The following is a 12,132-nucleotide window of genomic DNA, read 5'->3' as shown; positions in this document are numbered from 1 at the left end:
TTGAGGCAATAACAAGGAGACATGCATGCCACTTCGTCACCTGCTGCCGGTGCTGCTGGGCCTGGCACTGGTCGCCGGCGCGGCGCGCGCGGCCGATCTCGACGACTGCAATGCCGAAGTGCCCACGCCGGCCGCCGCCGTGCGACCCGTCGCCGAGGCCTACTGGTTGGACGGTCACCGGCTGCAATGGCCGGGGCTGGTGCTGCAGCCCGGCGAGCAGGTGCGCCTGCATCACGCGCATGCGGCAGGCCTGCGCGCCACGGTGGGCGAGGGGGTGGTGGGGGCCGACGGTGCAGTGGCCTTGCAGCCGAGCGCGGCCGCGCCGCCGGAGCGCCTGCGCTTCATCGGCGCCGGACCGCGCTTCGCGGTGCCGGCCGGCGTGCCGGTCGCAGAGCTGCTGCGCGAGCAGTTGCTGCTGGTACACGAGGCGGAGGACGGCCGTGTCATCGCCGCGACGGGCATCCAGATCGCTGGCGCGCTGGACGATCTCTACGCCGCGGCCGAGCAGGTCGACGACCTGGGCGCCCATCGGGCGCGGGCCCAGACCCGCTTCGCCGTCTGGGCGCCGACGGCCCGGCGAGTCATGGTGTGCCGCCATGCCGATCCCGAAGCGCCGGCCGTCGCCGCCGAGGCGATGCGCCTGGACCCCGCCACGGGTGTCTGGCGCGCCGAACTCGAGGGCGACCTTGGCGGCCAGGCCTACCGCTATCTGGTCGACGTCGTCACGCCCACCCATGGCCGCGTGCTCAATCTCGTCACCGATCCCTACTCCGTCGCGCTGACGGCCGATTCGCGGCTCAGCGTCGTCGCCGACCTGGCTTCGCCCGCGCTCAAGCCCCGCGGCTGGGACCAGGCGCCGCGGCCCGGCCGCGTGAAGGCCGCGACCGACCAGATCATCTACGAGCTGCACGTGCGCGACTTCTCCATCGCCGACGCCAGCGTGCGCCCGGCCTGGCGCGGCAAGTACCTGGCCTTCACCGAAGCCGCATCCCAGGGCATGCGGCACCTGAAGGCACTCGCGAAGGCGGGCCTGACCGACGTGCACCTGCTGCCCGTCTTCGACATCGCCAGCGTGCCCGAGCGCGGATGCAGGACGCCCAAGGTGCCCGACGCGCCTGCCGACAGCGAGGCCCAGCAGGCCGCCGTCATGGCCCTGGCCGCCGAAGACTGCTTCAACTGGGGCTACGACCCCTGGCACTTCAACGCACCCGAGGGCAGCTATGCGACCGACCCGCTCAGGCGCGTCGTCGAGTTCCGCCAGATGGTCATGGCCCTGCACCGGGCAGGCCTGCGCGTGGGCATGGACATGGTCTACAACCACATGGCCGCCGCCGGCCAGGCCCGCAAGTCGGTGCTGGACCGCCTCGTGCCGGGCTACTACCACCGCCTCGACGCCCGCGGCGAGATCGAGCGCTCCACCTGCTGCGACAACACTGCCACCGAGCACCGCATGATGGCCAAGCTGATGATCGACTCGGCGGCGCTGTGGGTGCGCGAGTACCACATCGACTCCATGCGCTTCGACCTGATGGGCCACCAGCCGCGCGAGGCTATGCAGAGGCTGCAGCGGCGGGTTGACGCCGAGGCCGGCCGGCCGGTGCAACTGCTGGGCGAGGGCTGGAACTTCGGCGAGGTGGCCCATGGCGCGCGCTTCGTGCAGGCATCGCAGCTGAGCCTGAACGGCAGCGGCATTGCCAGCTTCAGCGACCGCGCGCGCGACGCGGCCCGCGGCGGCTCGGCGGGCGAGGGCGGCGATGACAGTGTGCGCCGCCAGGGCTGGCTCAACGGGCTGGTCTACGCGCCCAACGCGCTGGCCGCGGCCGGGCCCGAGGAACTGCTCGCGGCGGCCGACATGATCCGCGTCGGCCTGGCCGGCTCGCTGCGCGGCTTCGAGCTGACGACTTGGCGCGGCGAGACCCGGCGCATGGACGCCATTCCCTATGGCGACCAGCCCGCCGGCTTCGCGTCGGAGCCGGGCGAGGTCGTCAACTACGTCGAGAACCACGACAACCAGACGCTTTTCGACGTCAACGCGCTCAAGCTGCCGCTGTCCACCTCGCGCGAGGACCGCGCACGCGTGCAGGTGCTGGGCGCCGCCCTGGTCGCCTTCAGCCAGGGTGTCGCGTACTTCCATGCCGGCCAGGACATCCTGCGCAGCAAGAGCCTGGACCGCAACAGCTACGACAGCGGCGACTGGTTCAACCGGCTGGACTGGAGCTACCGGAGCAACCACTTCGGCAGCGGCCTGCCGCCCCGGCAGGACAACTACGGCAAGGACGGCCACGACTGGGCGCTGGCCCGCGAGCGCCTGGCCAACCCCGCCATAGCCCCCGGACCGGCCGAAATCGTCTGGGCGCGGGACGTCTTCCGCGACCTGCTGAAGATACGCGCCGGCACGCCGCTGCTGCGCCTGCAGAGCGCGGCGGAGATCGGTAAGCGCGTCAGCTTCCCCGGCAGCGGCGCCGGCCAGAACCCGGTGCTGGTCGCCACGCGCATCGACGGCCGAGGCTTGGGTGGGTACCGGGCGGTGCTGACCCTCATCAATGTCGCGCCGACCGCGCAGGCGCTGGCGCTGCCGGCCGAGGCCGCGGCGCGCTGGGTGCTGCACCCCGTGCAGCGCCACGGCGCCGATGCGCGTGTGCGCGACGGGGCGCGCTTCCGGGCCGGCCGATTCGAGGTGCCGGCCCGCAGCGCGGCGGTTTTCGTGCTGGACTGAGCACCCCCGCGAAGGCGTGCGGGATGACTCAAGACAGGCGAGCGGGGCAGGACTAAGCTTGTGTCAGGAGACTGACATGAAACACGTCCATGCCCTGGTCACTGCATTGGCGCTTCTGGGCGCGGTTGCCGGCCTGACGGGTTGCGCATCCGAGCCCAAGGACGCACCTACCACCGACGTTTTCGTCGATACGGCCTTCCGGCCGCCCAGCGTGCGCATCGATGCTCACGAGGCCCTGGCGATGAGCCCGGCGATGCAGCACTTCGCCGAGACCGAGATGGCCAGCGAGATACGCCTCAAGGGCCTGCGCGACGGCCTCATCGACGCCCTCTACACCAAGGGCCGCCTGCAGCTGGACTACGACGCCGAGACCACGCGCACGGCCGCCGAGGCCTTCGACGCCAAGCGCGGCAACTGCATGTCGCTGGTGCTGATGACGGCGGCCTTCGCCCGGCACCTGGGCATGCCCGTGCGCTTCAACAGCGTCTACCTTGAAGAGAGCTGGACGCGCGCCAACGGCATCTTCTTCGTCGCCGGCCACGTCAACATCAGCCTCGCGCGGCCACTGAGCACCCAGTCCCGCGTCGTCTACGGCGACCCCGAGCTGCTGACCATCGACTTTCTGCCGCCCGAGCAGGTGCGCAACAACCGCAGCCGCGTCATCGACGAGTCGACCATCCTCGCGATGTTCCTCAACAACAAGGCCGCCGAGGCGCTGACCGTGGGACAGGTGGACGACGCCTACTGGTGGGCCCGCGCGGCCATCCTGACCGACGCGCGCTGGCTGTCGGCCTACAACACGCTGGCCGTGCTCTACCGTCGCAAGGGGCTGTTCGAGCGCGCCGAGTCCACCCTGCGCCTGGTGCTGCAGCGCGAGCCGGCCAACACCCAGGCCATGTCCAACCTGATCCTCGTGCTCAGCGACACCGGCCGCCGCGAGGAGGCCCAGGTCTACGCCACCCAGCTGGCCCAGCTGCAACCCGTGCCGCCCTACAAGTTCTTCGACGAGGGCGTGGCGGCGATGCGGGCCGGTGAGTTCGCGACCGCTCGCCAGCTGTTCCGCAAGGAGGTGGCGCGCGCGGCGTATGTGCCCGAGTTCCACTTCTGGCTGGGCCTGGCGAACTACGGCATGGGCGACATGGCCGGCGCGCGCGGCGAGATCGCCAAGGCGCTGGAGAACAGTTCGACGGTCAAGGATCGCGAGCTCTACGGCGCCAAGCTGGCCTGGCTCAACGACCTGCGCGAGCAGCAGCGCCAGCAGCAGCGCACACCACTGCGCGGGGCGGCGGGTTCCTGAGGTCCTAAAGCGGCGCCAGCCCGTGCCGGGCCCGGGCCCGAGCGCAGGCCTCGTCGCCCAGGCCCATGGGCGCACGCTCGCCGAACTCGCGGCAAGGCGAGGGTCGCCATTCGTGGATGCCGCAGGCCGCCTTCTCGCCCACCCGGCCCTGCAAGGCCGCGCAGCGCGGTTGGGCGTGGTCGGTGCCGCGCATGCGCACGAGGCGGCCGGTCAGCTCCACCGCCAGCCCGTCCGGCACGCGGCCGCCCTCGCTCTCCAGTTCGCTGCGATCGAAGTCGACGCGGAAACTGGCGCAGCAGGCGCCGCAGCTCAGGCAGGGGTTGGCGGACATTCAGCCCAGCATGCCGGACTCGAAGCCATGGGCCGGCAGGTCCACGCGCGGCGCGGGCGTCCAGCCCGGCTTGCGATGCTCGGCCACGACGTTGGTGTAGATGCCGCCGCGCACATACCATTTGGCCGTGATGCGGATGAAGCGCGGGTCGGTGACCTTGACGATGTCGTCCAGGATCTTGTTGGTGACCTTCTCGTGGAAGGCGCCCTCGTCGCGGTAGCTCCAGAAGTACATCTTCAGGCTCTTGAGCTCGACGCAGAGCTCGTCCGCGATCATGTCGATCGTGAAGTGGGCGAAGTCGGGCTGGCCCGTCAGCGGGCAGTGGCAGGTGAACTCGGGCACCTGGAACTGGATGACGTAGTCGCGCTCGGGATTCGGGTTCGGGAAGACCAGGATGTCCTTGCTGGGCTTGCTCGGCGGATTCTTGGGCACCTCGCGCATCTTGGGCTTCTTCTTGGGGGCGGGGGCGGGGGACTTCTTGGTGGCCATGGTGCAAAGGCTTTCTGAGAGGGGGCGAATGCTATCATCCGACCCCGTCAAAGCGCCCGTGAAAGGCGCTTTTCTTTAGCCAAATCAACGGCTTACGCGCCTCCTTCATGCGGCTGAATTCGATCAAGCTCGCCGGCTTCAAGTCCTTCGCCGAACCCACGACCTTCCAGCTGCCAGGCCAGCTCGTGGGTGTCGTCGGGCCGAACGGCTGCGGCAAGTCCAACATCATGGACGCCGTGCGCTGGGTGCTGGGCGAGAGCAAGGCCAGCGAGCTGCGCGGCGAGTCCATGCAGGACGTCATCTTCAACGGCAGCGGCAACCGCAAGCCGGCGGGGCGCTCCAGCGTGGAGCTCGTCTTCGACAACCAGTCCGCACGCGCCGGCGGGCCGTGGAACCAGTTCACCGAGATCGCCGTCAAGCGCGTGCTGACGCGCGACGGCACCAGCTCCTACTTCATCAACAACCAGCCGGTGCGCCGCCGCGACGTGCAGGACGTGTTCCTCGGCACGGGCCTGGGGCCGCGTGCCTACGCCATCATCGGCCAGGGCACGATCTCGCGCATCATCGAGAGCAAGCCCGAGGAGCTGCGGCTGTTCCTGGAGGAAGCGGCCGGCGTGTCCAAGTACAAGGAACGCCGCCGCGAGACCGAGAATCGCCTCAAGGACACGCGCGAGAACCTGACGCGCGTCGACGACATCCTGCGCGAGCTGAACGCCAATCTCGAGAAGCTGGAACGCCAGGCCGAGGTCGCGGCCAGCTATCGCAGCCTGCAGGACGCCGGCACGCTGAAGCTGCACCAGCTGTGGTGGCTGAAGCTGCGTGACGCCGGCAACGAGGCCACGCGCGTGAAGGCGGCCCACGCCGAGGCGCTGAACGCGCTGGAGTCGCGCACCGCCGAGCTGCGCGCCGTCGAAGCCGAGCTGGAGGAGGTGCGCCAGCAGCATTACGCCGCCGGCGACGAGTTGCATAAGTCGCAAGGCCGTTATGCAGACGCCCAGCTGGAGGTGAGCCGGTTGGAGGAGCGCATCCGCTTTGTCGTCGAGAGCCGTACGCGCGCCCAGGCCCGCCTGGCCGAGCTGCATGCTCAGGACGGCCAGTGGCGCGAGCGCATCGCCCAGTCCCAGGCCGAGCTGGAAGGCATCGCCGAGCAGATCGCTGGCGCCGACGAGCAGAGCGAGATCCTCGCGGCCCAGGCAGAGGAGCAGCAGGCCCAGTTGCCGCAGAGCGAAGACGCGCTGCGCGCCGCGCAGGCGCGTGCCAACGAGCAGCGCGCGCTGGTGGCCCAGGTGCAGCAGCAGATCCAGGTGCTGGCCGCAGAGAGTCGCAGCGTGGACGAGCAGGCCCGCGCGCTGCGCCAGCGCGAGGACCGGCTGACGGCCGAGTCACGCGCCCTGGGCGCGCCGGACCATGAGGCACTGGAGACGCTGAAGGCCCGCAGCGCCGAGGCCGACGAGGCGCGCGACCTGGCGGACGCCCGCCTGCACGAGCTGGCCGAGCATCTGCCCCAGCTCGAGGAGCAGCGCCGTCAGGCCCAGCAGGACGCCAACGCCCAGCTCGCCAGGCAGTCTGAGCTGACCGCCCGCCTGGAGGCGCTGAAGGCGCTGCAGGAGAAGGTGCAGACCGAGGGCAAGCTCAAGCCCTGGCTGGCCAAGCATGGACTGGATGGCTTGCAGGGGCTGTGGACCAAGCTGCACATCCAGCAGGGCTGGGAGAACGCGTTGGAGGCGGCGCTGCGCGAGCGCATGGGCGCGTTGAGCGTGGGCCGCCTGGACATGGTGCGCGCCTTCGAGGCCGACGCGCCGCCGGCCCGCCTTGCTTTCTATTCCACGCCGGCGGGTTCAATAGCCAACACCCACGAGACACTGCCCAAGCTGACCTCGCTGCTGAAGCTGGACGATGCCGGCCTCGTCGCGCTGCTGAACGACTGGCTGGAGGGCGTCTACACGGCGCCTGACCTGGATGCCGCATTGGCGGCGCGCGGCCAGCTGACGCATGGTGAGCTGATCCTGACGCCGCAGGGCCATGCGGTGGGCCAGTTCTCGGTGGCGTTCTACGCGCCCGACTCCGAGCAGGCCGGCCTGCTGGCGCGGGCCCAGGAGATCGAGCAGCTGACGACGGCCCAGCGCGCCCAGAACCTGATCGCCGACGAGGCCCGCCTGTCGCTGGGCCGCGTGGAACACCAGTTCAACGATGCCAACGGCCGCCTCGCCGCGCTGCGCCGCGAGGCCAGCGAGACGCAGACGCGCGCCCACCAGATCCATGTCGAGCTGCTGCGCCTGAGCCAGCAGGCCGAAGCCAGCCAGCAGCGCCGCACGGCGCTGGACGCCGAGCTGGCCGAGATCGCCGCGCAGCAGGAGGGGTTGCAGGAGCGCCGCGCCGTCGGCGAGGCGCGCTTCGAGGAGCTGGACATCCAGCTCGGCGACGCCCAGCAGCGCCATGCGGAGCTGGAGGACGGCACCATCGCCGCCGAGCGCAGATTGGCCGACGCCCGCGAGCAGCTGCGCACGCTGGAACGCCGCTCGCAGGAGGCCCGCTTCGCGACCCAGACGCTGGCCGCCCGCCGCGGCGAGCTGCAACGCGGCATAGCGACGGCCGACGCACAGATCGCAACCATGGCGACGTCCGCCGCCAGCCTGCAGGCCGAGCTGGACACGCTCAACGACGCGGCCGCCCAGGCCGGCCTGCAGGACGCGCTGGCCGTGAGGCTAGAACGCGAGCAGGCGCTGGCCGCCGTGCGTTCCGGCTACGACGACCTCTCGCTGCGGCTGCGCAAGGCCGACGAACAGCGCATGACGTTCGAGCGCAGCCTGGACCCGTTGCGCGAGGCCATCACCAAGCTGCAGCTGGAGGAGCAGGCTGCGCAGCTGGGTGGTGCCCAGTACCGCGAGCAGCTCGAGGCGGCCGAGGTCGACCAGGAAGCACTGGCGAAATCCATCGAGGACGGCGCCGTCAAGCTCTACGGCCTGCAAGGCGAGATCGACCGCATCAACCGCGAGATCGCCGCCCTGGGAGCCGTCAACCTCGCGGCGCTGGACGAGCTCACGGCGGCGCGCGAGCGCAAGACCTTCCTCGACTCGCAGTGCATCGACCTGAACTCGGCGATCAAGACGCTGGAGGATGCGATCCACAAGATCGACCTGGAGACGCGCGACCTGCTGGGATCCACTTTCAACCAGGTCAACGACCACTTCGGCCGCATGTTCCCCGAGCTGTTCGGCGGTGGGCAGGCGCGGCTGGTGATGACGGGCGAAGAGATCCTGGACGCCGGCGTGCAGGTGATGGCGCAGCCGCCGGGCAAGAAGAACAGCACCATCCACCTGCTGTCGGGCGGCGAGAAGGCGCTGACCGCCATCGCGCTGGTGTTCGCGATCTTCCAGCTGAACCCCGCGCCGTTCTGTCTGCTGGACGAAGTGGACGCGCCGCTGGACGATGCCAATACCGAGCGCTACGCGCGGCTGGTGACCAAGATGAGCGCCGGTACGCAATTCCTCTTCATCTCGCACAACAAGATCGCGATGGAAATGGCTGAACAACTGATTGGCGTGACCATGCAGGAGCAGGGCGTGTCTCGCATCGTCGCGGTCGACATGGACAAGGCGCTGGCAATGGCGGAGGCGGCATGAGCCTCACGCTGACAACGCTGCTGGCCATCGTCGGCGGCCTCGTGCTGGCGGGCGTCATCGCCCATGGCGCCTGGACCGCCCGCAAGGCCGGCCCCAAGCGCGCGCTGCCGCCATTGGAGGAGCCGCATTTCGACGCGCCGCCCGTGTCGACCGACGTCGCTGCCGAGGTCGAGGAACTGGAGGTGACGCTGCCTGCGGTCGCCCGGCCGCTGCGTCGCCCGTCGGCGCGCATCGACGCACTGATCGACGCCATCGCCACGATCACCGTCGAGCAGCCGGTGACGGGCGACCTGGCGCTGCAGCACCAGCCGGGCAGCCGCCGTGCCGGCACCAAGCCGCTGCAGATCGAAGGCCTGAATGCCGCGAGCGGCGACTGGGAGCTGCCCGCGCCGGGCCAGCGCTATGGCGAGTTCCAGGCCGGCCTGAAGATGGCCAGCCGCAGCGGGCCGCTCAACGAGATCGAGTATTCGGAGTTCGTGCAAAAGATCCAGGCCTTCGCCGACGGCGTGGGCGGCTTCGTGCAGTTTCCCGACATGCTGGACGTCGTCGCCCGCGCCCGCGAGCTGGACCAGTTCGCCGCCAGCCATGACGCCCAGCTGGCGCTGCTGCTGCGCGCCAAGGCGACGGCCTGGACGCCTGGCTTCGTGCAGCAGTCCGCCGGGCGCCATGGCTTCGTGGTCGGCTCGCTGCCGGGCCGCCTGGTGCTGCCCGCGGGCGAGGAGGGCGCCCCGCCGGTGCTGACGCTGCAGTTCGACGCCCAGGCCGCGCTGGCCGAGGACCCCGAGGCCTTGTCGCTGCGCGAGTTGACGCTGGCGCTGGACGTGCCGCAGACCGCCGCCGAGCAGGAGCCGTTCGCGCTCTGGCAGGAATCGGCCCGCGCGCTGGCCCGCGACCTGGAGGCCGAGGTCTGCGACGACCGCGGCCAGGTGCTGGGCCTGCACGCCTTCGCCGCCATCGACGTGGAGCTGAAGAAGCTCTACGCGGCGCTGGCGGAGCGTGATCTCGCCGCGGGCTCGCCCGCCGCCCGAAGGCTGTTCTCCTGATGGCGATGTCGCTGCTGCTGATCAGCCTGCTGATCCTCGGCAGCGCCTTCTTCTCCATGGCCGAACTGTCGCTGGCGGCGTCGCGGCGGCTGAACCTGCAGCAGCGCGCCGATGCCGGCGATGCGCGTGCCGCCAAGGTGCTGGCCGTTCAGGAGCACCCGGGCGACTACTTCACCGTCGTGCAGATCGGTGTCAATACCGTTGCCATCCTGGCCGGCATCGTCGGCGAGGGCGCCTTCACGCCGCATTTCGAGGCCACGCTGCGCCTGGTGATGGCACCGGAGCCGGCCGCGACGCTGGGCTTCGCTGCGTCCTTTGCCAGCATCACGTCGCTGTTCATCGTCATGGCCGACCTGGTGCCCAAGCGGCTGTCCATGACCGAGCCGGAGCGCGTCGCCATGGCCCTGGTGGGGCCCATGCTGCTGCTGTGCCGCGTGCTGAGGCCGCTGGCCTGGGCCTTCAGCGGCATCACCGAAGGCCTGATCCGCCTGCTGGGCCTGCCGGCCAAGCGCGACGAGACCATCAGCCACCGCGACATCCTGGCGTTGACCGAGGCGGGCTACCAGGCCGGCGTCGTCGCCGACGAGGAGCAGCAGGTGATCGCCAACGTGTTCGAGCTGGACACGCGCACCGTCGAGACGGTGATGACCAACCGCGAGCGCATCGTCTTCTTCTCGCGCGACGACGACGACGCACTGATCCGCAACCGCATAGCCGACGCACCGCATTCCACCTATCTGATCTGCAACGGCGATGTCGACCAGGTCGTCGGCTACGTGGACGCGACCGACCTGTTCCAGCGCGTGCTGCGCGACGAGAGCCTGTCCCTGAGGGGCGATGCCAGCGTGCTGGTCAAGAAGGTGCTCATCGTGCCGGACCGGCTGACGCTGTCGGAGATGCTGACGCAGTTCCGCGAGGCCCACGAGGACTTCGCCGTCGTCGTCAACGAGTACAGCCGTGTCGTTGGCGTCGTCACGCTGAACGACGTGATGAGCACGGTGATGGGGGCACTGGTGGCGCCGCACGACGAGGAGCAGATCGTGCGCCGCGAGGACGGCTCCTTCCTCGCCGACGGCATCACGCCCATCCCCGACGTGGAGCGATCACTGGGCATCGAGAGCTGGCCGCATGCCGGCACCTACGACACGCTGGCCGGCTTCCTGATGGTCATGCTGCGCCGCATCCCGAGGCGCACCGACGTCGTCGAGTGGGAGGGCTGGCGCTTCGAGGTCGTCGACGTGGACAGCCACCGCGTGGACCAGGTGATGATCACCGCCGCGTCGCCCGCCGGCAGGACCTGACGTCACGGTCGCTTGACACGGATCAAGGGACCGGGCGCCGCCAGCCCCCAACATGGGCGCTGCCATGCTCGCCCCCTTCAGCATCCCCAACTTCCTGCGTACGCAGCCGCTGTTCGTTGACGTCGGCGAGGCCGCGCTGCTGCGCCTGGCCGCGGCCTGCCGTCTGATGCATGTGACGCACGCCCAGGCCGTGCTGTGGGCCGGGCGGTCCTGCGAGGCCTTCTTCATCGTCGTTCAGGGCCAGGTGAGGCTGTACATGACGGCGCCCGACGGCAGCGAGACGGTCATCGAGCTCGTCGGCCCTGGGCAGAGCTTTGCGCAGGCCCTGGTCTTCCTGGAGCGCCCCTGTCCCATCAACGCCCAGGCATTCAGCGACACGGTGCTGCTGCATGTGCCGCGCCAGGCGGTGATGGCAGAGCTGCAGCTGGACGCCAGCTTTGCGCTGCGCATGCTGTCGGGCATGTCGCGTCGCCTGCACGGCATGGCGCAGGCCCTGCAGTCCGGCGCGCTGCAGTCGGGACTGCAGCGGGTGGTGGGCTACCTGCTGCGCGACGTGGATCCCGACCGGCCCGGGCCGGCCATCGTCGGCATGCCGGCGGCCAATGCGACGGTGGCGTCGCTGCTGTCGCTGACGCCGGAGTGCTTCTCGCGCGTGCTGCGCGAGCTGGAGGCGGCCGGCCTGCTGGAGGTCGACCGACGCGACATCCGCCTGCCCGACCCCGCGGCGCTGGCGCGGCACGCCGCTGGCAAACACTGAGGGCGGCCTGCAAGGGCGCTGGCCAATCAGCGCCGACGGGCTGCCATCTCCGCACCCATGGCCGCGAGCATGGCGGCATCCAGCTGCCGTGCCGCGGTGGGGAAGGCCTCGCCTTCCTCGGCGGCCATGTGGCCGGCGTACAGGGCCGCGTAGGCCTGGCAGGCCGGGGCGTCCAACCCTTCGTCGCAGCCGTCGCGCAGTGCCTCCAGGGCGGGGCGTAGCGCGGCCCACTGGCGGCCCATCTCGGCATGCTCCGCGGCCAGCCGGTCGGCCAGCTGGCCGCGGCCAGCAGCGCGCAGCTGCGGCAGCACGTGGCGCTCCTCGTCCTCGTGATGCTTGGGGCCGGCGATGTCGAAATAGCGCAGCACGTCGCGGGCCGCGTCGCGTGCCGGCTCGTCGGCGCCCTGCACGGCCACATGGGCTTGCAGGCGAAGCAGCAAGTCCAGGCTGCGCCGCACGCGCTCGTGGCAGGCAAGCAGCATCTCCAGGGGCTGGTCGAAGCCGACCGCCGGGCCGGCGTGGAGCAGAGTAGAGGTGGCCATGCCGACGATTCTCGCCGCGCGGCCCGCGACAAT

9 protein-coding genes are annotated in these 12,132 nt (G+C 70.4%); 6 read left to right on the top strand and 3 right to left on the bottom strand.

Annotated features, from left to right (window positions below; translation table 11 throughout):
• Positions 1-25 precede the first annotated feature (25 nt).
• Positions 26-2,716, top strand: coding sequence for an alpha-1,6-glucosidase domain-containing protein (locus tag JOY88_RS12030; protein WP_293502684.1), 2,691 nt, complete (start codon positions 26-28; stop codon positions 2,714-2,716).
• 76 nt (positions 2,717-2,792) lie between these two features.
• Complete coding sequence (locus JOY88_RS12025; RefSeq protein ID WP_293502683.1) at positions 2,793-4,013, top strand: tetratricopeptide repeat protein; 1,221 nt, start codon at positions 2,793-2,795, stop codon at positions 4,011-4,013.
• Positions 4,014-4,017: 4 nt separating this feature from the next.
• Here the strand turns inward: JOY88_RS12025 and JOY88_RS12020 are convergent, their stop codons facing one another.
• Positions 4,018-4,344 carry a YkgJ family cysteine cluster protein gene (locus JOY88_RS12020; protein WP_293502682.1) on the bottom strand — a complete coding sequence of 109 codons (327 nt, stop codon included), beginning with the start codon at positions 4,342-4,344 and terminating at the stop codon, positions 4,018-4,020.
• Positions 4,345-4,785, bottom strand: coding sequence for a preQ(1) synthase (gene queF / locus JOY88_RS12015; RefSeq protein WP_268166466.1), 441 nt, complete (start codon positions 4,783-4,785; stop codon positions 4,345-4,347). It abuts the gene before it with no gap.
• Positions 4,786-4,940: 155 nt separating this feature from the next.
• On the opposite strand from queF, the gene smc reads away from it, so the two are divergent.
• The 4 genes from smc to JOY88_RS11995 all read left to right on the top strand — a co-directional run bounded on the left by smc (position 4,941) and on the right by JOY88_RS11995 (position 11,557).
• Positions 4,941-8,456, top strand: coding sequence for a chromosome segregation protein SMC (smc, locus tag JOY88_RS12010; RefSeq protein WP_293502681.1), 3,516 nt, complete (start codon positions 4,941-4,943; stop codon positions 8,454-8,456).
• Complete coding sequence (locus JOY88_RS12005; RefSeq protein WP_293502679.1) at positions 8,453-9,499, top strand: cell division protein ZipA C-terminal FtsZ-binding domain-containing protein; 1,047 nt, start codon at positions 8,453-8,455, stop codon at positions 9,497-9,499. The genes smc and JOY88_RS12005 overlap by 4 nt, the downstream gene beginning before the upstream one ends.
• Complete coding sequence (gene paeA / locus JOY88_RS12000) at positions 9,499-10,800, top strand: polyamine export protein PaeA (RefSeq protein WP_293502677.1); 1,302 nt, start codon at positions 9,499-9,501, stop codon at positions 10,798-10,800. Before JOY88_RS12005 ends, paeA begins: the two co-directional genes overlap by 1 nt.
• A 64-nt stretch (positions 10,801-10,864) precedes the next feature.
• Positions 10,865-11,557, top strand: a complete 693-nt coding sequence (locus tag JOY88_RS11995; RefSeq protein WP_293502675.1) for a Crp/Fnr family transcriptional regulator — start codon at positions 10,865-10,867, stop codon at positions 11,555-11,557.
• 26 nt (positions 11,558-11,583) lie between these two features.
• On the opposite strand, the gene JOY88_RS11990 is transcribed toward JOY88_RS11995, so the two are convergent.
• A complete protein-coding gene (locus JOY88_RS11990; RefSeq protein ID WP_293502673.1) occupies positions 11,584-12,099 on the bottom strand; it encodes a hemerythrin domain-containing protein in 516 nt (171 codons plus the stop codon).
• Between the last annotated feature and the right edge of the window lie 33 nt (positions 12,100-12,132).

It is taken from the genome of Roseateles sp. (genome assembly GCF_019237615.1).
GTDB lineage: Bacteria > Pseudomonadota > Gammaproteobacteria > Burkholderiales > Burkholderiaceae_C > Pelomonas.
The sequence above is the reverse complement of the archived record's forward strand: the minus strand, read 5'-3'. Positions and strand labels throughout refer to the sequence as shown.